At 33.5% G+C, this 20843-nt stretch carries 21 protein-coding genes; 9 read left to right on the top strand and 12 right to left on the bottom strand.

Translation table 11 applies throughout. The features are described 5' to 3' along the window. Positions 1 to 204 precede the first annotated feature (204 nt). From argF to HPY57_10320, 12 genes are all read right to left on the bottom strand, one after another. Positions 205 to 1137 (bottom strand): ornithine carbamoyltransferase, encoded by a 933-nt coding sequence (argF, locus tag HPY57_10375; protein ID NPV12186.1) that lies wholly within the window; start codon positions 1135 to 1137, stop codon positions 205 to 207. Between the two features lie 17 nt (positions 1138 to 1154). Then, entirely contained in the window at positions 1155 to 2099 is a 945-nt protein-coding gene (gene arcC / locus HPY57_10370; protein NPV12185.1) for a carbamate kinase, read from the bottom strand. Then, positions 2096 to 3415 carry a GTPase gene (locus HPY57_10365; protein NPV12184.1) on the bottom strand — a complete coding sequence of 440 codons (1320 nt, stop codon included), beginning with the start codon at positions 3413 to 3415 and terminating at the stop codon, positions 2096 to 2098. Before HPY57_10365 ends, arcC begins: the two co-directional genes overlap by 4 nt. Before the next feature lie 15 nt (positions 3416 to 3430). Then, positions 3431 to 5263 (bottom strand): glutamine--fructose-6-phosphate transaminase (isomerizing), encoded by a 1833-nt coding sequence (gene glmS, locus HPY57_10360; GenBank protein ID NPV12183.1) that lies wholly within the window; start codon positions 5261 to 5263, stop codon positions 3431 to 3433. A 152-nt stretch (positions 5264 to 5415) separates the two neighbouring features. Further along, positions 5416 to 8601, bottom strand: a complete 3186-nt coding sequence (locus tag HPY57_10355; GenBank protein NPV12182.1) for a response regulator — start codon at positions 8599 to 8601, stop codon at positions 5416 to 5418. 54 nt (positions 8602 to 8655) lie between these two features. Further along, positions 8656 to 9537, bottom strand: a complete 882-nt coding sequence (locus HPY57_10350; protein ID NPV12181.1) for an ABC transporter permease — start codon at positions 9535 to 9537, stop codon at positions 8656 to 8658. Then, complete coding sequence (locus tag HPY57_10345; protein NPV12180.1) at positions 9537 to 10949, bottom strand: phosphoglucomutase/phosphomannomutase family protein; 1413 nt, start codon at positions 10947 to 10949, stop codon at positions 9537 to 9539. The genes HPY57_10350 and HPY57_10345 overlap by 1 nt, the downstream gene beginning before the upstream one ends. Positions 10950 to 10960: 11 nt before the next feature. Next, positions 10961 to 11440, bottom strand: coding sequence for a hypothetical protein (locus tag HPY57_10340; protein NPV12179.1), 480 nt, complete (start codon positions 11438 to 11440; stop codon positions 10961 to 10963). 22 nt (positions 11441 to 11462) lie between these two features. Beyond that, positions 11463 to 12044, bottom strand: a complete 582-nt coding sequence (locus tag HPY57_10335) for a hypothetical protein (protein ID NPV12178.1) — start codon at positions 12042 to 12044, stop codon at positions 11463 to 11465. Further along, positions 12041 to 12775, bottom strand: coding sequence for a class I SAM-dependent methyltransferase (locus tag HPY57_10330; GenBank protein ID NPV12177.1), 735 nt, complete (start codon positions 12773 to 12775; stop codon positions 12041 to 12043). Before HPY57_10330 ends, HPY57_10335 begins: the two co-directional genes overlap by 4 nt. After that, on the bottom strand, positions 12772 to 13371 hold the full coding sequence (gene recR / locus HPY57_10325) for a recombination protein RecR (protein ID NPV12176.1): 600 nt from the start codon (positions 13369 to 13371) through the stop codon (positions 12772 to 12774). Before recR ends, HPY57_10330 begins: the two co-directional genes overlap by 4 nt. After that, positions 13371 to 13697, bottom strand: a complete 327-nt coding sequence (locus tag HPY57_10320; GenBank protein ID NPV12175.1) for a YbaB/EbfC family nucleoid-associated protein — start codon at positions 13695 to 13697, stop codon at positions 13371 to 13373. The genes recR and HPY57_10320 overlap by 1 nt, the downstream gene beginning before the upstream one ends. Positions 13698 to 14026: 329 nt before the next feature. Here HPY57_10320 and HPY57_10315 point away from each other — a divergent pair, with 329 nt between their 5' ends. From HPY57_10315 to ndk, 9 genes are all read left to right on the top strand, one after another. Beyond that, the gene (locus HPY57_10315; GenBank protein NPV12174.1) at positions 14027 to 15250 is read left to right on the top strand and encodes a hypothetical protein; all 1224 of its coding nucleotides are present in this window, start codon (positions 14027 to 14029) and stop codon (positions 15248 to 15250) included. Positions 15251 to 15483: 233 nt separating this feature from the next. Next, the gene (locus HPY57_10310) at positions 15484 to 16140 is read left to right on the top strand and encodes a phosphatidylserine decarboxylase family protein (GenBank protein ID NPV12173.1); all 657 of its coding nucleotides are present in this window, start codon (positions 15484 to 15486) and stop codon (positions 16138 to 16140) included. Next, positions 16137 to 16874, top strand: a complete 738-nt coding sequence (gene pssA / locus HPY57_10305) for a CDP-diacylglycerol--serine O-phosphatidyltransferase (protein NPV12172.1) — start codon at positions 16137 to 16139, stop codon at positions 16872 to 16874. Before HPY57_10310 ends, pssA begins: the two co-directional genes overlap by 4 nt. Positions 16875 to 16877: 3 nt before the next feature. Further along, positions 16878 to 17126 (top strand): phosphoribosylformylglycinamidine synthase subunit PurS, encoded by a 249-nt coding sequence (purS, locus tag HPY57_10300; GenBank protein NPV12171.1) that lies wholly within the window; start codon positions 16878 to 16880, stop codon positions 17124 to 17126. Next, positions 17123 to 17806 (top strand): phosphoribosylformylglycinamidine synthase subunit PurQ, encoded by a 684-nt coding sequence (gene purQ, locus HPY57_10295; GenBank protein NPV12170.1) that lies wholly within the window; start codon positions 17123 to 17125, stop codon positions 17804 to 17806. Before purS ends, purQ begins: the two co-directional genes overlap by 4 nt. Before the next feature lie 12 nt (positions 17807 to 17818). Further along, positions 17819 to 18028 (top strand): twin-arginine translocase TatA/TatE family subunit, encoded by a 210-nt coding sequence (locus tag HPY57_10290; GenBank protein ID NPV12169.1) that lies wholly within the window; start codon positions 17819 to 17821, stop codon positions 18026 to 18028. A gap of 3 nt (positions 18029 to 18031) precedes the next feature. Further along, complete coding sequence (gene gatA, locus HPY57_10285; protein NPV12168.1) at positions 18032 to 19438, top strand: Asp-tRNA(Asn)/Glu-tRNA(Gln) amidotransferase subunit GatA; 1407 nt, start codon at positions 18032 to 18034, stop codon at positions 19436 to 19438. A gap of 9 nt (positions 19439 to 19447) precedes the next feature. Then, positions 19448 to 20416, top strand: a complete 969-nt coding sequence (gene sucD / locus HPY57_10280; GenBank protein NPV12167.1) for a succinate--CoA ligase subunit alpha — start codon at positions 19448 to 19450, stop codon at positions 20414 to 20416. Between the two features lie 10 nt (positions 20417 to 20426). After that, positions 20427 to 20843 carry a nucleoside-diphosphate kinase gene (ndk, locus tag HPY57_10275; GenBank protein NPV12166.1) on the top strand — a complete coding sequence of 139 codons (417 nt, stop codon included), beginning with the start codon at positions 20427 to 20429 and terminating at the stop codon, positions 20841 to 20843.

Here is a 20843-nt window from a genome sequence, read left to right as displayed (position 1 = left end):
CAAATTCAGAAATTTTTAATCAATTAATTATTAAAATTTAAGGCAAATACTGAATTCAATTTTGAGTAACTTGAAAAAATTAAAATCACCTTCAATTCGAAATTAAGCTATTAAACTAATTCTTACATAAAATTAAAGCTGAGCTTGTAAAATTTTTTAATTAACACAAGCTCAGCTCAAACTCACTTGAACTAAAAAATTAAATTACATTACCAGAGCCATAATAGCTTTTTGAACATGAAGCCTATTTTCAGCCTCATCAAAAATCACAGAGTTAGGACTATCGGCAACTTCATCTGTAACTTCTTCACCACGATGAGCTGGCAAACAATGCATAAAGAGATAATCATCTTTTGCATACTTTACTAATTCTGAATTAACTTGATATGGAACAAATTTCTTTCTTCGCTCTTCAGCTTCAGCTTCCTGTCCCATACTTGCCCAGACATCAGTGTAAACGATATCTGCATTTCTTACAGCATCAATTGGATTCTCAAAAACCTCGACTTTCGAATTGAAATATTTCGCATTTTCAATTGCTTGATTTACAATTTCTTTCTGTGGTTCGTATCCTTTTGGAGTTGCAATTGTAATATCCATTCCGACTTTTGAACAACCTTGCAAAAGACTATGAGCCATATTATTTCCATCACCGACATAAGCTAATTTTAATCCTTCCAGTTTTCTCTTCTTCTCAAGAATTGTGAACAAATCGGCAAGGACCTGACAGGGATGATGTAAATCAGTTAAGCCATTAATTACTGGTATAGATGCGTATTTTGCCAAATCAATTACATCTTGATGATTGAAAGTTCTAATCATTATTCCATTCAGATATCTTGAAAGAACTCGAGCAGTATCTGCGATTGTCTCTCCTCTCTTTAGTTGTAAATCATTAGGACCGAAGTACATTCCAATTCCACCGAGCTGATAGATTCCAACCTCAAAAGAGACTCTTGTTCTGGTAGAAGGTTTTGCGAAAATCATACCAAGTGTTTTTCCTTCGAGCAAGCGATGCGGTTCGCCAGAAAGTAATTTTAATTTAAGTGAAGAGCTCAATTCAAAAATTTGATAAATTTCTTCAAGACTTAAATCTTGAATTTCTACTAAACTTTTTCCTTTCATATTTATTGCCATATAAACCTCTTAATTTTTTATCCTTTATAAATTCTTGTTCCACATTTTGGATTATGAAGTTCTCTCGCATCAGTAATAATCATTTCATTTCCAGTAGCTTCGACAAATTCAATTGCTGCCTCGATCTTTGGACCCATACTCCCAGGGGGAAATTGACCTTCGGCTAAATATCTTCTTGCTTCAGTTGTCGACATTTCATCCAGATCTTTCTGATCGGGCTTCATAAAGTTGATTGATACTTTTGGAACATCTGTGAGGATATAAAAAGCATCAGCATTAATTTGCTTTGCAAGAAGAGCAGAAGCTAAATCTTTATCTATCACTGCTTCGATGGCTTCAAGATTTCCATCGGGGTGACGATAGACAGGAATTCCACCACCACCGCAAGCAATAACAATATGACCTTCGTTAGCAAGTTGTTTGATTAAATCCTTTTTAATCACATTAACAGGTTTTGGAGAAGGAACTAATCTGCGCCATCCTCTTTTCCGTGGATCTTCTTTCATTATCCAGCCATTCTCGGACATAAATTTTTTTGCTTCTTCTTCTGAATAAAATTTTCCAATGGGTTTGGTTGGATTTTGAAAAGCTGGATCATTCTTGTCAATTTCAACTTGAGTTATTAGAGTTACAACTGATTTTTTCATTCCTTTCGAATTTAGAGCATTCATCATTTGCATTTCAATCATATAACCCATTCCACCTTCAGAATCAGCGACACAGATATCCAGAGGCATTTTGGGAATTTTGTATAATTCCCAACCTGCCTCGTTTCTCTGCAGAATATTTCCAACCACTGGACCATTCCCATGAGTAATAATTAATTCATAACCTCTCTCTAAAAGAGGGATAACATCAAGACAGGTTTCGTAAGTATTTTTTTCCTGTTCCTCGATTGTTCCTTTCTGGTCTCCACGAATGATTGCATTACCGCCAAAAGCGACGACAGCAATTTTTTTCATATAATTCCTTTCTCCCGCAAAATATCCTCAATACCTGGTTTGGTTAATTCTTTGAGATAATAACGAACTCTTGTGGCTGGTTTGTTTATGTTTATTACTCTTCTTAAATCAATTGGAGTCCCAATTACAACGACATCACAATCAGTGCGATTGATTGTCTCCTCAAGATCTTTCATTTGTTTCTTTCCATAACCCATGGCAGGGAGTAATGTACCTATCTCTGGATAATTTCTGTAAGTTTCTTGAATTGACTCAACAGCAAATGGTCTTGGATCAACGAGTTTTTTTGCACCATTATTAAGTGAGGCCACAACACCTGCACCAAATTTCATCTCGCCGTGAGTTAAAGTGGGCCCATCTTCAACTACAAGTACTCTCTTGCCTTTGATTAATTCTGGATCTTCAACTTCAATTGGTGAATCTGCTTCTATTATAACTGCTTTTGGATTTACTTGTTTGATATTTTTTCTTACAGTCTCTATATCTTCTTTTTTCGCTGATGAAATCTTATTAATGATGGCAATGTCTGCAATTCTTAGCGAAGTATTGCCTGGATAATACCTTAATTCGTGTCCGGGTCTTAGTGGATCAGTAACTGTGATTACTAAATCAGGCTTGAAGAAAGGAGTATCGTTATTACCGCCATCCCATAAAATTACATCAACTTCCTGTTCAGCTTGACGGAGAATATCTTCGTAATCAACTCCGGCATAAACAATCGTTCCATTAACAATGTGAGGTTCGTATTCCTCCATTTCTTCAATTGTGCAATTGTATTTATGCAAGTCTTCGAGCGTTGCAAATCTCTGAACTCTCTGAGCATTCAAATCACCATAAGGCATTGGATGGCGGATTGCAGCGACTTTTTTGCCTGCTTGTTTTAATAGATTGGCAACATATCTTGATGTTTGACTTTTTCCGCATCCAGTCCTTACAGCGAGAACTGCAACAACTGGTTTGGAACTTTTCAACATTGTTTGCTCAACGCCTAATAAAACAAAATTTGCCCCAGCTGCATTTGCTTCAGATGCTTTGGTCATAACATGCTCAAAAGTTACATCCGAGTAAGCAAATACAACTTCATCGACTTTATATTTTTTAATTAAATCAGTTAGTTCATTCTCGTGAAAGATTGGGATACCATTTGGATAAAGTTTACCTGCAAGTTCAGGTGGATAAATTCTACCATCAATATTTGGTATTTGAGTTGCCGTGAAAGCCACAACTTCGTATTCTTCTTTGTTTCTATAGAATACATTAAAGTTGTGAAAATCACGACCAGCAGCACCCATAATTATAACTCGTTTACGAGTCATATATCCTCCAATTTTTTATTCTACTGTTACGCTTTTAGCTAAATTTCTGGGTTGATCAACATTCAAACCTTTTGCAACTGCGATGTAATAAGCCATTAATTGTAATGGAATAATTGTTAAAATCGGCGAAAGCATTTCTATTGTGTTAGGAACCGGAATTGTGTAATCGACTAATGATTTAATTTGTTTATCATCTTCACTTACAATTGCGATAACTTTCCCTTTTCTTGCTTTCACTTCTTCAATGTTTGACAAAATTTTATCATAAGTTGAATCTTTAATTGCTATAAATACAACTGGCATATTTTCATCAACCAAAGCAATTGGACCGTGTTTCATCTCTGCAGCAGGATATCCTTCAGCATGGATATATGAAATTTCTTTCAACTTTAATGCACCTTCAAGTGCAACCGGGAAATTGTAACCACGACCGAGATATAAGAAATTTTTTGCATTAACAAATTTCTCAGAAATTGATTTAATGTAATCAGCTTGTTCAAGAATTTGCTGAATTTTTCCAGGCAGACTTAAAAGTTCCTGACAGATTTTTTCGCCATAACTAAAAGGAAGATTCTTTCTTCTTCCGATTAAAACAGAAATTAACGCAAGAACAGCTAGCTGCGAAGTAAATGCTTTTGTTGAAGCAACACCAAGCTCTGGACCAGCATGAATGTAAACTCCAGCTTGAGTTTCTCGTGCGATTGATGAACCAACGACATTACAAATTCCTAAAACAAGAGCATTTCTTTTCTTCGCTTCTCGAATTGCCGCAAGAGTATCTGCTGTTTCACCTGATTGACTTATTGCAATTACTACATCATTTTTGGTAATTACTGGATTTCTGTAACGAAACTCAGAAGCATATTCAACTTCGACTGGAATTTCTGCGTATTGTTCAAGCATATATTCACCGACAAGTCCAGCATGCCAGGATGTTCCGCAAGCTGTGATGATTAATCTCTTTGCATCAAGTATATCATCAATTACTGGTTCCAAACCACCAAGCTTTACATTACCAGCACTTAAAATTATTCTACCACGAATTGAATTTTGAATAGATTCAGGCTGCTCAAAAATTTCTTTGAGCATAAAATGCGGGAAACCGCCTTTCTCAATAGTTGAGATGTCAAGATCAAGCTTTTCGATATCTCTATTTTGAATCTGATTATCAAGTGAACGAATTATAAATTTATCTTTTGTAACTTCTGCAATATCTCCGTCTTCAAGAAAAATTACATTGTTCGTGTATTCTAGAATTGCTGGTGCATCGGAAGCGACAAAATGTTCGCCATCTCCTACACCAATAATTAATGGACTGCCCTTTCTTGCACAAATAATTTTATCTGGTTCAAGTGATGAAATCACGCAAATACCATAAGCACCTTCAACTTCATGCAGAGCCAATCGAGTTGCATTAAATAGATTATTTTCTTTGTCATAAAAGTAAGAGATTAAATGAGCTATTACTTCACTATCTGTTTCACTCGCAAATTGATAGCCCATTTCTTTCAGCATTGTTTTTAATGAACGATAATTTTCAATAATTCCATTGTGAACAATTGCAATTGTAGAAGTTCCGTTTGTGTGTGGATGAGCGTTAATATCAGTTGGTGCCCCGTGAGTTGCCCATCTGGTATGTCCAATTCCCAATCTTGTATCTTCATCGTAGTCTTTTAATAAATCTTCAAGATTAGAAATTTTACCAGAGGCTTTGATTACTGTAACTCTTTTTTTGTTAATTACTCCTACACCCGCCGAATCATAACCTCTGTACTCAAGCCTTTTTAAACCATTTAATAAAATAGGTAAGGCTTGTCTCGAGCCGATATATCCTATTATACCGCACATATTATTACCCTTATTTTTTTGTAAGTTATTTAGAGGTCAGGAAGGAGATCGTTAATTAATTTTATTTGCTTTTGAAATTTCATACAAATGCAAGTTAATAAAGGGAGTGAGAATTCTCAAACCAACTTAGGAAAGATTAATCTTGCAAAAAATCAAATTTTAAGATTTGAGAGGTAATTTTTAAGCTCATTAAAGGCAGTAACCAGAGTTGGATAATCTTGATTATTAGCTGCTTCTTCAATTTGTGCACCAAATTTCGAGATCTCTGGAAAACCGTAAGCAACTCCGTTACCTTTAATATTATGTCCGAAATATCTAAATGCTTCAAACTCTTTTGGGGAGAGTTTTTTATCCAGCTCTTCAACCTCTTTTCGCATAGATTCGATGTAATCGGTGCGAAGTTGTATAATTTCTTCTCGAGAAAATCCTTGAAAGTAAGGACTAATTTCCTCGAATTCTGGCTCGGTAGATTTAATGGTGCTCATAATCTCTGATACCAATTTTTGTTGATCAACGGGTTTAGTGATATAGCCAGTGCAGCCAGCAGCAAGACATTTCTCACGATCACCTTTCATTGCATGGGCTGTCAAAGCTATAATAGGAATATCTTTCATATTAAGTTCATTTCTAATATATCGTGTGGCTTCAAGTCCATCCATTACAGGCATTTGAACATCCATCAAAATCAAATCATATTTATTTTGCTTGACCTTTTCAATTGCATCTTTTCCATCAATTGCAATGTCGAATGTAGAACCGAGTCTTTTTAATATGTGAGACATAAATTTTTGGTTCATTAGATTATCTTCAACAAGCAGGATGTGCAAAGGCGGAATTGTTGGTTTTTCAACTGCTTTTTCTACTTTTATAGTTGATACAGTTGAGGCACTTTTAGCTTGTTTAATTTTATCCAGAATTTTATCAAGTCTGTTCAAAAATACATTCTCATCGAAAGACTCTTTGAAAAAGATGCCGCTTGTTCTTTCCTCTAAAAACTTTAATTCATCTTCAAGTAATTTTTTCGAAGTTAAGATAATAACGGGAACACTAACTAAATCATCATCTTTTCTAATCTCTGTTAAAACTTGAAAACCATCCATCTTTGGCATCATAAGGTCAAGAATAATTAAAGCAGGTTTCTTTTTTTCTTTTAATTTTTTTAATGCAAGTTCAGGGTCATCAAAACATTCTGCTTCATAACCATTCTTAGATAAAATTTGATCTAATCTTCGCAATGTATTGTGATCGTCATCAACAACAAAAATTTTATTTCCTATCGGGAATTTCTCTTTTATTCCATTCAGCAAGCTTTGAAGCTGTTTAACATTTATTGGCTTTTCTAAATAATCAATTGCCCCAAGAGAAAATGCTTTATTAATCTCTTTCTGAATTGAACAAATAACCACAGGGATTGATTTTGTAACCACATCAGATTTCAGTTCACGCAAAACTTCCCAGCCGCTTTTATCGGGCAAAAATATATCAAGCAAAATCAAATCTGGGTGATATTTCTTTGCATTTGAAATTCCATCTTTTGCTGTTTGCGAGATCAATAGTTTGAATTCTTTTTCTTTCAAATGTCTTTCAATAATTCTTGCGGTCTCAAGGTTATCTTCAATAATCAGGATCAAAGGAGCATAAGGTGAAGTAGAACCTAAAAATTTTTCCGTTTCAACTTTTGCTTTTTCAATTTTTTCAACTTGAACAACTTCCACTGGAATCACAAAACTAAAGATCGATCCCTTTCCAACTTCACTTTCAACAGAAATTTTACCATTCATCATCTCAACAAACTTTTTTGAAATCGTAAGACCCAGACCTGTTCCACCGAATTTTTGTGCTGTATCTTTTTCAGCTTGAGTGAAAGCTTCAAATATTAAATTTAATTTATCAGCTGGAATTCCAATGCCTGTATCTTCTACGGCAAATTCGAGATAAACTGTATTACCTACATCCTTAGTTGCAGACAGATTTCTAACTTTTATTTTTACGCCGCCTCGTTCTGTGAACTTGTAAGCATTTCCTACAAGGTTGATTAAAATTTGTTTTAGTCGCAATGGATCGATAAGAATTGCATCAGGGACAGATTTATCAATCAAAATCTCAAGACTTAAATTTTTTGATTCAAAGCGTTCTTTAAATAAATTTTTAACTTCATTAAGCAGATCAGAAATCAACACAGGTACTGGATTTAATTCAAGCTTTCCAGCTTCAATTTTGTTGAGATCAAGTATATCATTGAGCAATTCAAGCAAAGAGTAAGAACTCTGGCGAATATTTGAGAGAATTTCTTTCTGTTCCTGCGATAAATTTTCCTGAAGCAATAACTCAGTAAAGCCTATTATACTGTTCAGTGGTGTTCTAAGCTCATGACTCATATTTGCCAGAAATTCAGACTTAGTTTTGCTTGTAATCTCAGATCTAATTTTTTCTTCAAAGATTTCTGTTATATCAACAGCAAGAGTTAAGAGATGTTTTGTCCTTATTTCTGGCTCAATAAAAACAACTCGATGAAAAATAAAATAATATTTCTTATCATCAACCTTGATTTCATGAATTTGAGTTGATTGATTTTTGTTCTCGAGAGTATCTAAATCGGCTTTCGTAAGTTCCTGCGCAATGGTTTCGGGGAAAAATTCAAAATCGCTTTTGCCGAGAACCTCAAACTTTCTTTTACCAAGGAGTTTCAAGAAGTTCTCGTTTACATTTTCATACTTTAAGTTTTCTGATTTTTGTGTGATTAATGCTGGAATTAAGTTGAAGATCAGATTAAAATTCTCAAATTCTTTTCTTAACTCAGAAGTAGTTGTTCTAAGGAAGGAAATTTTTTCATTCAAATCGTAAAGATTGATCAATCGGCTGAAAATTAATTTTAAGATTAAAATTTCATCTTCATAGAAAAACTTTTTTTCAACATCCTGGAGAACAAAAAGCCCCTGCAATTTTTTTTCAGTTAAAATTGGAATTATTAAAATATTCTTTGCCCCGAAGTAACTCTTCCATTTCGAGAGTTCTTGTGAATAATCTGCAATATCATCAGTTACTGCATTTCCAGTGGAGAGAAATGAATAAAGAGCAACAAGATTTTCCCAATTACCGCTAATATGAGATTTTAAAATTTGTTTTTCCCTGCTCCAGCAGTGCCTAACTTCCCAATAATTAATACCGAAACATTTAATGTAGTAAATCTTGCTTACTTTAAAGAATTCCCCAACTTTCGAAATAATCTCTTCGAAAAGAGCTTGATTAAAATCAGCATTTAATAGTTCATTAATCTCATCAAAAAATTTTAAAGTCTGGAGTATTCTATCTTCCTTTGAGAATGAATTTTCTGCCATTTTCTTAAAAACTTATCTACTAAAAATGATTATAATAAAAATTGAACTTAATTTCTATTTAGGGAATGCACTTTCTTTCAAGAATCTTTTGATCGTAAAGAAGCTTCCTAAAAAACCAAGCAAACTTCCGAAGGAGATTACTGATAACAATAGAACAATTAAAATTTTCTTTGAAATTAGAACTTCAATTATTATCAACTTTGAAATCAGGATATGCAACCCATAGACAAGAAAAGCTGCAAAAAGACTCCCTAAAAACCCAACAATTATTCCTTCAATTAAAAATGGAAGTTCAATAAAAATATGTGTAGCCCCAACCAGACGCATCGTATTTATTACATCAATTTTATTTTGCATTGCAAGACGGATTGTATTGGACACAAGCAAAATAGTTGAGATTGAAACAATTGCAAATATTATAATCAGTATCTTTTGAAATGTTGAAGTCTTTGATTCAATTTCATCAAGAAACTCCTGATTGTAAATTACATCAGAAATCAATTTTGTTTCGAGTAGATATTTTTTAAGCGCAGTAATGTAATCCTTATTAATAAAGTCGTTTTTTATTTCTATTGTGATTGAGGCAGGCAAAGGATTGTAATTCAAAACATCTTTGAAATCAATCCCCGTTTCCCGAATAAATCTTCTTTTTGCTTCATCTTTTGAAATGTAATTAACTTTTGATATACCTTCTATCGAATAAAGCGATTTAACTAAACTATCAGCTTTTGAGTCAGTTACATAAGTATAGAAAAAAGCTTCAACTTGGACTCTGTTTCGTATTTCTTTTACGAGCAACTGGGCATTTATAAAAAGGTAGGAAAAAAAGCCAAGTAAACTAATCGCAATAAAAATAGAAAAAACTGTCAGGAAGAAGGAGAGTTTGTATCTCCTATATCCTGACAGACTTTCTTTGAGTAAAAAAAGTATTCTCATTAGATCAGAGCTTTACCTTCTTCAAGAACTTTCTCAGCCTTTTCGTGAGTTTTTGATTCAGCATATAATCGAACTATTGGCTCAGTTCCGCTTAATCTTATTAATAACCAATCTCCTTCTGAATTAATCATCTTCAAACCATCACGAACATCAGTTTTGACAATTTTCTTGCCGAGCAATTTCTTGAGTGGTTCACCTTTTAAGATTTTCTCTAACTTGGCTGCAACTTTTTCATCGAGTCGAATTTTTTCTTTCAAATTAACTCTCATTCCATAATCACGATAAATTACATCGAGATGTTCGCCAAGGCTCATTCCAGTTTTAGCGACCAACTCTATTGCAAGAAGACAGGCTGCAATACCATCCTTTTCGGGAACATGACCAAAGAAAGTAAGTCCACCGCTTTCTTCACCTGCAAGTAATACTTCTTCCCTTGTCATAATTTCGCCGATGTATTTAAATCCTACAGGTGTTTCGTGGACTCGAATTTTATTTTTGAATGCAACGATATCAAGCAAATGTGAAGTTGCTAAAGAACGAACCACACTTCCCGACCAGTTTGGACGAGTTTCAATTATGTATTTCAACAAAACTGGCAGGAAATAATTTGCATCAAAGAAAGTTCCATCTTTATCAATGATACCGAATCTATCAGCATCACCATCTGTTGCAACTCCAAAGAAATGTTTCTCGTTTGCAACTATTTGTTGAAGTTCGGTCAGATTTTCTGGTGTTGGCTCTGGTGTAATTCCACCAAAATTTGGATCGGCATAATGGTGTAAAGTTCGAACATCGCAACCGCATTCAATCAAGAAAGTATCGAGATAATCTCTGCCAGTTCCATACATTGCATCGTAGGCATATTTCAATTTTGCTTTAGAAATTGCTCTGATATCAATTATATCTCCAAGATAATTCAAATAATTTCTTCGTGGATTGATAACTTCAATTTTCTTTTTCTCTACCAGAGTTTCGTATGATTGGAGCTTAGCTACTTTTACTTTTTTAGCTTTAAGTCTTGCTTCAATCCATTGAGTATCTTTTGTAAAAGCAGAACCACCGTGCGATCCAAAGAATTTCAATCCCTGATATTTTGGTGGATTGTGGCTTGCAGTAAAACTAATTCCACCATTTAATTTTCTTCGTACAATTTCAAATGCAATAACAGGAGTTGGTGTATCCCTTTCTGTTATATAAACTTTAATTCCATTTGAAGCGACTACTTGCGCCGCCACCTTCTTGAATTCATCGCCTAAGAATCTTGTATCGTTTGAAATTAAGATTCCTGCGTTTGTTTCTTTGTTCTTTTTGAGCAGGTCACAAATTGCCTGCGTAACTAAGATGACATTATCGAAAGTGAATTGGTCAGCAATTATTGCTCGCCAACCAGAAGTTCCAAATTTAATTTGCATATTTTACCTCATTAAAAGTTAGACTCATCCCGCCACCTTGTAATTAACCATTTATTGGTGGCTTTATTTTTTTCCATTGTTAAATTTACTCTTCCATCCACTCGGATTATATCCGATGGATTAAATGTAAATGTTAAATTAAAACCACGAATAATAATTGCCTGTGAAGAATCAATTGAACTCGAAACAATGTTATTCCAGATTAAATCTATTTTTTGAACGCTGTTAAATAAGGCTGAAGTAATTCTCACATCTTCATCTCTTCCCCAGGAGACATCATAACCGTTATCATAATCACGATAAACAAAAACAAAATTATCCGCAAGAAGCCCGCCATAAATTGTTGTGTCCTTAAAAGTATAAGCGTATTGAAAATTCTTAAAGACTCCTTCAATATCTGTTTGATCTGAAATTAATCCTTGACTTAAGTTAAGATTCTCCTCCCATGCAGGTGCAAAGGGATTAAAGCATCCTGAAAAACTAATCATAATACTTCCAACTACTAAAAGCTTTCTAATAACTAAATCTCCCTTTAAGATCACTCCAGGTAAGATTTTCATCTTTTTTATTATCCTTCCATCGCAGGATAGACCATTCACCTTTCACATCTCGATATAAAGTAAATTGAAGATGTCCTTTAAATTCTTTTGGAAGATTTTCAACTGAATGATCTACTATCAAAAGATAATCAGCCAGAAAGCTGACACTATCACTTTGAATAGTTCCTCTTTCTTCATTAAAAAGCGATAAAGTTATTCCACCCGCATCTCTCAACTTTGATTTCATATTTTCAAAATAAACTCTCTCGTTCTGCAATTTCCAATTAGAGAATATAACCGAATAATTTGCATAACTTTCAGCTGTTGGAAGAAACTCAAATGATTTTCCAGTTAATGAAGAATCGACAAAACATCTCAAGTAATTTTCAGTTGATCTTTCGCTTAATGCACTTTTTAAGTTATCCAGAAGGATTTCAATTGTGGTGGCTGGTATCCAGGTATTTCTGGTTTGAACAGGATTTTCTGGTTCTCTAGTCCTGAAAATATCACAACCATTTATCACAAAAATTAATAGTAAAAGAGTAAAGTATCTCATTTCTTTTTTGCAAAGATTATAATTCTTGGAGAATCTTCGTTGAAATCACTGCCCGAATAATCACCAAAAATTTTCTGAATACTCATTCCATTTTTCTTAAACAAAAGACTTAGTTCTTCAAAAGAATAAATTCTAACCGATTCAATATATTCTTCTACTTTATCAGTGGAGTTTATTCTAATTACTTTATTAATTCTATCGCCCTCAATTTTCCTGAAAATCTCTACATTAATTTGATCATTAATGAAATTTTCATTTTCAACTAAATTCTTGCTTACAAAGTCAGGATTAAAATAATCAAATACAACCCAGCCATTCTTGACAATGCTTCGCACTAAGTTATTGAATGTCAACTCATTTTCTTTGTCTGAAAAATAGCCAAAACTTGTAAAGAAACTAATACCTAAATGATATATTTCATCCTCTACAAAATTTCTGACATCACATTGGATAAACTTAATCTCAAGATTTTCTTTTTTACTTTCTTCAGTTGCGTGTTTTATAAAAATTTCACTTAAATCAACACCAGTTACTTTCAAACCTTCTCGTGCAATAACTTTACTCAATCTTCCGAAACCACAGCAGAAATCCAGAATATTCCAGTTTTTATCAAGTGGAATACTCCTTTTGATAAGATCAAAAAATAGTTTTGCTTCTTCTTCGTTTCTATTCTGATAAAGTAAAAAATAATAACTCGAATTGAACCAGTGTTTGAACCAATCTTTTATCATTTTATTTGAATTCTTCCTTCAAGTGCTCTTACAACAGTTGCTTCATCAACAAATTCAAGGTCAGAACCGATTGGAATTCCTCGAGCAATTCTGGTTACCTTTAGATTTCTATCCTTCAAAATATTTGCGATGTATAAAGAAGTTGCTTCGCCCTCTGTACTTGGATTCATTGCAAGAATAATTTCCGATGGATTAAGTCTTTCAATTCTTGAGATTAAATCTTTAATTTTTAATTCATTAGGACCAACACCCTCTAATGGTGATAGAACACCACCAAGTACATGATATAAGCCTTTGTATTCATTAGTCTTTTCAATTGCAATCACATCATTAATATCTTCAACCACGCAAATAGTTTTCTTATCTCTATTTGGATCAGTGCAAATGGGACACAATTCTTCGGTTGCCAGATTAAAACATTCTTTACAAAATTTTAATTGTGTTTTAAGATTGGAAATAGCTTTAACGAGTCTTTCAACATCTTCATCAGACTGACGCAAAATGAAAAGCGAAAGTCTTAAAGCTGTTTTTCGTCCAATGCCCGGAAGTTTACTCAGTTCTTGAATTGCAATTTCTAAAGGCTCTGCTATTACCATTAAAATCCCGGAATATTAATTCCTGGTGGAATCATTCCTTTGGTTCGTTGTTGAAGTTCTTCTTGATATATTTTCTCAACTTCACGAATTGCTTTGTTGACTGCAGCAATTACCAAATCTTCAAGGATTTCTTTATCGTCAGCATTAATAATTTCTTTTTGAATATTTAATCCTAAAATTTCTTTCTTTCCATTAATTACGACTTTCACTGCCCCGGCTCCTGCATCGAATTCAAATGTCCTGTCACCGAATTCGGAATTAAATCTATCAAGATCAGCTTGCATTTTCTGAACTTGTTTAAGAAGCTCATTTAGATTTGGTTTCATATTTTCCTCAGCTTATAAGTTGTTATTTCATAATAAAATATAAAAAAAGCCGCTCGAATATAATTCAAAATTTCGTGGATTCCAAATAAACCTTGAATTTTTTGAAAATTTTGCAGGTTTTTTCAAAAAATTTATAAGGCTATTAATACATTTTTTTAATGAAAATAACTATTTATAAAAGCAGCGAATTTTAACCATAAAACTGTAAGTTAGTCCTAAACAATAAAATCTTTTTATGTAAGCAATTAAACACAATAAATTTTATTAAACTTTTTTTGATTTTTCAAAAATTTTTAATAGAATAGCTCAACAAAATAAGGGGCATTATAATGCTAAAAAAAATATTTTCTCTATCTATTTTTCTGTTCCTTTATTGTTCATTTACAGTAATGGGACAAGAAGTTAATGTTGGAAAATGCACTTCAAATTTAAGCAGTGCCGTATCCAACAATGTTTCTATTGATTGGTATCTACCGTTAGCCCCTAAAGTGGGAGTTATCCATTCAAATAATGCTTTAATAATTCGAATGGATTATCAATTCCGTGATGATTCACGTGCTTTAGGTAAAAGCCAGAGAGCAACCGTTTTAGTTTATGCATATAATCCTGCCAACTTTACCTGGTCACCTCAGGGAAGTGCCTCTGAACGTAAAGGATATGAAATATGGGGCAAATATGATATTAATGGCAGCTTATCTATAAACATTCCTGCATGGAATAGTCAGACAAATGTATTAAAACTAAGAATTGAAGCGTCAGCAGAGTCCGGAGATAAATCAAAAATTCAAAACGGATATATTTGGATCGCAAGAAATTCCAATGTGCTTTCCAACAATGCTTACTATAATTGGATGTGCTCACGATATGATCGAGCAGCCTTATATAAAGAAATGGCAAATGCCTGGAGAGCAATGGCTAATAATCCGAGTGGTAATGATTTTACAAATGCTATGAATAAAATTATAGATATAAGCAAGTCCTTCGTTAATCCAACCGCAAGTGATTTGGGTATATCTCTAGGGATCGAAAGTGTAAATTTATTATCATCTGGAAGCGCATTGGTAACTGCTTTAGGAGAAATCAATGGGATTTTAGCTCAAGCAATTAGTTGGATAAACACTTCAAGTCAACTTCTTGGTCCTGGACTCAGAGATGCAATTGCCAGCGCAGTGAGTAATTATCTAACGAAAGATGCAGTGAGTTATTCATCATTCCTCGCTACAAAGTTAGATGAGTTGGCTAATGCTGTAGTAGCAGATGCAAACGAAATGAAAAATTTGATTTACGGATATGGAAGCTCAAGTTCTTGGAAATCAAAGATGACTGAAGAAAAAAATAAAATTATTTCATTATTAAATTACGATATCCCAGCTGTTAGAAATACTATTGCTTCAAGATTAAATCTTGGGGATTTTGGAAATATTGGTTATGGAGTAGGGAGTGGAGTGAGTAGTGCAGCAGCTGCGGTTGGTTCTAAACTAAATGATTTTTTAAATGGACTGGAAAACCAATTAAGGGCAGACAAAGATTTGCTTGAAAAAATGATAAGATAATTTATAAAATTTTGTGCGGATGTTGCATTTGCTACATCCGCACACTTTTAATTTTAATTGTTTTTTATTGTATTAATTCTAAAATGTTTTATAAAGTCTTGCTAATAAAATTTTTATCATAGTTCCATCCTGTTAATAAAATATAACTTGCTTTAGTCAAAATTTCGAAAACATATAATATTGCTTTTCTCTCCTTTTTATAACCCTTCAAAAAATTGATATATTTGTATGATATGATTACAAAATATGGATACACGACCTTAGGATATATCGCTATTTTATCATTTCTGCTAATCGCAATCGCGATATTTTTAACAAATCCGTATTTAAGATATTCTTTAATCATAATTGGCTTTTTAATACTCATTTTTACAATTAATTTCTTTCGAGATCCTGAGAGAAAAACACCCACTGGAAATAATCTCGTAATCTCCCCAGCTGATGGCAAGGTTATTTCTATTATTAAAACTTTTGATGATGAATTCTTAAAATCTGAATGCATTAGAATTGCCATCTTTATGTCGCCTCTCAATGTTCATGTCAATAGAATTCCAATATCCGGCAAAGTTGAGTATTTGAAATATTATCCCGGCAAATATTTAGTCGCATTTGAAGAAAAATCATCTGAAAATAATGAAAGAATGTCGACTGGAATAAACTCCGAATTCGGTAAAATCCGTTTTACTCAAATTGCTGGCTTTATTGCTCGAAGAATTGTCAATGAACTTAAAGTTGGACAGGAAGTAAAAGCAGGCGAAAGATTTGGAATGATAAAATTTGGAAGTAGAGTTGATGTTTATGTCCCATTAAATACAAGTGTAAAGGTTAATGAAGGTCAAAAAGTTTACTCAGGCGAAACAATCTTAGCAGAATTTGAAAAGATAAAATGAAACTAAGAGTTACAAAATCATTAATTCCCAACCTTTTCACTGTAATGAATATGTTTTGTGGTTTTCTTTCCGTAATCAATTCATCGGAAGGAAATTTTTACTACGCATCGGTTCTTATAATTTTAGCTGGAATTTTTGATGCACTCGATGGACTTGCCGCTCGAATTACAAAATCTGCAAGCGAATTTGGTGTCGAATTAGACTCACTCTCTGATTTAATTTCATTTGGAATTGCACCTGCATTTTTAATTTACAGAATAAAACTTCATTCCTTTCTGGAAATTGGTGTTCTGATTTCAGCTTTTTATCTGATCACTGCGGCTCTCAGACTTGCTCGGTTCAATGTGCAGCTTGTAGGTTTTGAAAAAACTCACTTCTCCGGTTTACCAAGTCCAATAGGTGCGATGACAGTTGCGTCATTTGTTCTAACTTTTTATGATAATTCAATTAGAAATTTCATTGGTATCTCTGGTTTTTACTTTGTTTTCATCGCAATAATTATTGGATTTTTAATGGTAAGCAAAGTTCGTTATGAAGCTTTCCCCAAACTAACCAGAGAAGGATTAAAGCAGAATTTACCACTAACTTTATTTATGATCTTTTCTTTAATTATTGCAATAGCGTCAGATGGGAAAGCAATTGTTTTTCTACTTTTAATTTATATCCTTTTCGGATTTATCAGATCGATTATTAAATCAACCGTGAATATCTTGAAAGAAAGTTTTTCAAAATAGAGAATGTTTAAGGCTAAAATTTTTATCAAGAGAAGAAGAACAATTTTAGACCCTCAGGGTAAAGCAGTAGAACTTGGAATTAAATCTCTTGGTTTTCAAAATGTAAGTAATGTTCGTATTGATAAATATATTGAACTTGAAATAAATGAAGATGATGAAGAAAAAGCAAAAGTAGAAATTGAAAAAATTTGTAATTCACTTCTTGCTAATCCTCATCTTGAAGATTACTTTTTTGAATTAGAAAAGCTATGAAATTTGGTATTGTTATTTTTCCAGGCTCGAATTGTGATTACGATTCGTACTATCTCTTAAAAAATGTTCTTAGAGTTGAAACAGAATTTCTTTTTCATAAAGAAAATTCACTTCACAATTGTGATGTAATAATTCTTCCCGGCGGGTTTTCTTACGGTGATTATTTGAGATGCGGAGCTATTGCAAGATTTTCTCCAATCATGAAGGAAGTAATAAAATTTGCAAACGAGGGTGGAACAGTAATTGGCATTTGTAATGGATTTCAGATTTTATGTGAAAGCGGACTTTTGCCCGGAGTTCTTTCAAAAAATAATTCATTAAAATTTCAATGCTTTGATCAAACACTTAAAATTGTAAACAATAAAACTCGTTTCACAAATCTTTATAATGAAAACGAAATTGTAACTTTCCCAATTGCTCATGGTGAAGGAAATTTCATAATTGATGAAACTGGACTAAAAGAACTTTATGATAACAATCAGATAGTTTTGAAATACTGCGATAATTATGGTAATATTACTTTAGAATCTAATCCCAATGGTTCAATAAACAATATCGCTGGTATTTGCAATAAGGAAGGAAATGTTTTTGGATTGATGCCTCATCCTGAGAGATGCAGTGAAGCTATTCTAGGTAATACTGACGGAATTAAAATTTTTCAATCAATACTAAATAATTAAAGGAGATTAAAAATGTTTGGAAATATTGGAACTGGTGAAATAATTCTGATTTTGCTCGTAGTTCTAATTCTTTTTGGTGCAAAGAAAATTCCTGAACTTGCACAAGGACTTGGTAAAGGAATTCGGGAATTTAAAAAAGCTATGCGCGATGTTGAAGAAGAAATTAAGCAAGAACCTGAAAAAATTGAATCAAAGAAAGAAGATTCAGAAGCAAAATCCTGATTTATTCCTGGTAAACAAAAAGTGAACATACAAACTAAAGTTCAGAACTTTTTAGAGAATATTAAAAATAATAATCACCTGAATGCTTTTCTTCAAGTTTATGAAGAAGAAGCATTATCTAAAGCTTCTGAACTTGACTACAAAATTTCTCAGGGTGAACAAACAGGAAAACTCACAGGATTGGTTTTTGCCATCAAAGATAATATTGCAATCAAAGGGAAAAAACTAACCTGCGGTTCAAAAATTCTAGAGAATTTTGAATCGATTTACAGTGCAACCGTTATCGAAAAAATTTTGCAAGAAGATGGAATTATTATTGGCAAAACCAATCTCGATGAATTCGCAATGGGTTCTTCAAATGAAAATTCTGCATTTGGTCCTGTAAAAAATCCCTATGATGAAAGTCGTGTTCCTGGTGGTTCAAGCGGCGGTTCTGCTGTTGCAGTTGCAAAACAAATGTGTGATGTTGCACTCGGTTCTGATACCGGTGGCTCAATTCGGCAACCAGCTGCATTCTGTGGAGTGTTTGGACTAAAACCAACTTATGGAAGAGTTTCAAGATATGGACTTGTTGCTTTTGCATCTTCTTTTGATTGTATCGGACCAATTGCAAATGATACCGAAACAATTGCAAAAGTGATGGAAGTAATCTCTGGTTACGATGAGAAAGACAGTACCAGCTCAGATTTAGAAGTGCCGAATTTTTCTGAATTAGTTTCGCAACAACCAGAAAAGATAAAAATTGGGTTGCCAATAGAATTCTTCAAAGAAGGCTTAGATACTGAAATTAAATCAAAAATTTTTGAGTGCGTTGAATTTCTTAAATCAAATTCTTTCGAAATTTTTGACATTTCACTCCCCCATCTCGAATATTCCATCGCAGATTACTACTTACTCACAACAGCAGAAGCATCTTCGAATCTTTCCAGATACGATGGTGTAAAATTCGGTCAGAGAATTGAGAATCCAAAAACATTGAAAGAAATGTACACACAAACCAGAGATGAATACTTCGGAACAGAAGTTAAGAGAAGAATTATGTTGGGCACATTTGTTCTTTCTGCTGGATATTATGAAGCTTATTATCGCAAAGCCCAGAAAGTTAGAAGATTAATACAAAATGATTTTATCAACGCATTTCAAAAAGTTGATTTGATAATTTCACCAACTACACCAACAACTGCCTTCAAACTTGGCGAAAAAGTTGACGATCCTCTTTCAATGTATTTAAGCGATATTTTCACAACTTCAGCAAATCTCGCTGGCATTCCTGCGATGAACATACCAATAGGATTTGATTCAAATAACTTACCGATTGGAATGCAACTTATGGCAAATCATTTTAAAGAAGATTTAATTCTTCAAGTTTCATATTTCTTAGAAAAATATTTCATCCAGAAAAAAGTATAGGGATAAATTATGAGCATACTTGTAAATAAAAAATCAAAAGTTCTTGTTCAAGGAATTACTGGAAGTGAAGGCTCTTTCCACACAACACAAATGATTGAATACGGGACAAATGTTGTAGCTGGAGTTGTTCCGGGCAAAGGCGGAATGACTTTCAATGGTGTCCCCATTTTCAATACAGTTGAAGAAGCCGTTAAAAAAACCGGTGCAGACACTTCTGTTATTTTTGTTCCGCCACAATTTGCACCTGATGCAATATTGGAAGCAGCATTCGCTGGAATAAAAGTCATTGTTTGTATCACAGAAGGAATTCCAGCAAAAGATATGATTAAAGTTTATGATGTAATAAAAGATATGGATGTTCGTTTGATCGGACCAAACTGTCCCGGCGTCATTTCACCAGGCGAGTGTAAAGTTGGAATTATGCCTGGCTTTATTCATAAAAAAGGTAAAGTCGGAATTGTTTCGCGCAGTGGAACATTAACTTACGAAGCAGTCAAACAGTTAACAGATCTTGGAATTGGTCAGTCAACTTGCGTTGGTATCGGTGGTGATCCTGTTATTGGTTCACGCTTTATTGATATCATAAAATTGTTTAATGAAGATAAAAATACTGAAGCGATTGTAATGATCGGAGAAATTGGAGGAACTGCCGAAGAAGAAGCTGCAGCTTACATAAAGAAATACGTGAAGAAACCAGTGATTGGATTTATCGCAGGAAGAACAGCACCTCCCGGAAGACGAATGGGACACGCTGGTGCAATAATTTCCGGCGGAAAAGGAACTGCTGCTGAAAAGATGGAAGTAATGCGAAAAGCTGGAATAACTGTAGTCGAAAGTCCTGCTGACATTGGTATTACTGTTAAGAAGGTTTTAGAAAAAGTGAAATCAAAGAAAGTTAGTGTGAATAAATCTAAAAAATCTTCAATAAAGAAATTAACTGGTAAAACCAAAAAGGCTAAATCAAAAACAAAAAAATGAGGAGTGAAAATTGGAAAGAACATTAGCTATTCTCAAACCAGATTGCGTTCAACGTAATTTAATTGGTAAAGTAATTGAAAAAATTGAAGCTGCGGGATTTAAAATCATTGGAATGAAAATGATTCGACTATCTAAAGAAAGTGCACGCGGCTTCTATGAAGTCCATAAAGAAAGACCCTTCTTTAACGATTTAATTGAATATATGACTTCTGGTTTTTGCGTTCCAATGGTTTTGGAAAAAGAAAATGCTGTTGAGGATTTCAGAAAATTAATTGGTGCAACTGACCCAGCAAAAGCTGAAGAAGGAACAATTAGAAAACTTTACGCAACAAGCATTCAGGAAAATATCGTTCATGGAAGCGATTCTCCTGAAAACGCTGTAAAAGAAATAAATCACTTTTTCTCAAGACACGAACTTTTAGGATAA

It is taken from the genome of Ignavibacteria bacterium (assembly GCA_013177855.1).
In the GTDB taxonomy this organism is placed as follows: Bacteria; Bacteroidota; Ignavibacteria; order Ch128b; family Ch128b; genus Ch128b.
Note: the sequence above shows the minus strand (reverse complement) of the source record. Positions and strands in the feature narration are given on the sequence as shown.

Excerpts from the sequence above, each read along its gene's own strand:
- pssA (NPV12172.1), top strand. The coding sequence starts at position 16,137 with ATGAAACTAAGAGTTACAAAATCATTAATTCCCAACCTTTTCACTGTA.
- HPY57_10290 (NPV12169.1), top strand. The coding sequence starts at position 17,819 with ATGTTTGGAAATATTGGAACTGGTGAAATAATTCTGATTTTGCTCGTA.
- HPY57_10365 (NPV12184.1), bottom strand. The coding sequence starts at position 3,415 with ATGACTCGTAAACGAGTTATAATTATGGGTGCTGCTGGTCGTGATTTT.
- HPY57_10315 (NPV12174.1), top strand. The coding sequence starts at position 14,027 with ATGCTAAAAAAAATATTTTCTCTATCTATTTTTCTGTTCCTTTATTGT.
- arcC (NPV12185.1), bottom strand. The coding sequence starts at position 2,099 with ATGAAAAAAATTGCTGTCGTCGCTTTTGGCGGTAATGCAATCATTCGT.
- HPY57_10350 (NPV12181.1), bottom strand. The coding sequence starts at position 9,537 with ATGAGAATACTTTTTTTACTCAAAGAAAGTCTGTCAGGATATAGGAGA.
- purS (NPV12171.1), top strand. The coding sequence starts at position 16,878 with ATGTTTAAGGCTAAAATTTTTATCAAGAGAAGAAGAACAATTTTAGAC.
- glmS (NPV12183.1), bottom strand. The coding sequence starts at position 5,263 with ATGTGCGGTATAATAGGATATATCGGCTCGAGACAAGCCTTACCTATT.
- HPY57_10330 (NPV12177.1), bottom strand. The coding sequence starts at position 12,775 with ATGATAAAAGATTGGTTCAAACACTGGTTCAATTCGAGTTATTATTTT.
- HPY57_10345 (NPV12180.1), bottom strand. The coding sequence starts at position 10,949 with ATGCAAATTAAATTTGGAACTTCTGGTTGGCGAGCAATAATTGCTGAC.
- recR (NPV12176.1), bottom strand. The coding sequence starts at position 13,371 with ATGGTAATAGCAGAGCCTTTAGAAATTGCAATTCAAGAACTGAGTAAA.
- sucD (NPV12167.1), top strand. The coding sequence starts at position 19,448 with ATGAGCATACTTGTAAATAAAAAATCAAAAGTTCTTGTTCAAGGAATT.
- HPY57_10355 (NPV12182.1), bottom strand. The coding sequence starts at position 8,601 with ATGGCAGAAAATTCATTCTCAAAGGAAGATAGAATACTCCAGACTTTA.
- argF (NPV12186.1), bottom strand. The coding sequence starts at position 1,137 with ATGGCAATAAATATGAAAGGAAAAAGTTTAGTAGAAATTCAAGATTTA.
- HPY57_10335 (NPV12178.1), bottom strand. The coding sequence starts at position 12,044 with ATGAGATACTTTACTCTTTTACTATTAATTTTTGTGATAAATGGTTGT.
- purQ (NPV12170.1), top strand. The coding sequence starts at position 17,123 with ATGAAATTTGGTATTGTTATTTTTCCAGGCTCGAATTGTGATTACGAT.
- HPY57_10310 (NPV12173.1), top strand. The coding sequence starts at position 15,484 with ATGATTACAAAATATGGATACACGACCTTAGGATATATCGCTATTTTA.
- HPY57_10320 (NPV12175.1), bottom strand. The coding sequence starts at position 13,697 with ATGAAACCAAATCTAAATGAGCTTCTTAAACAAGTTCAGAAAATGCAA.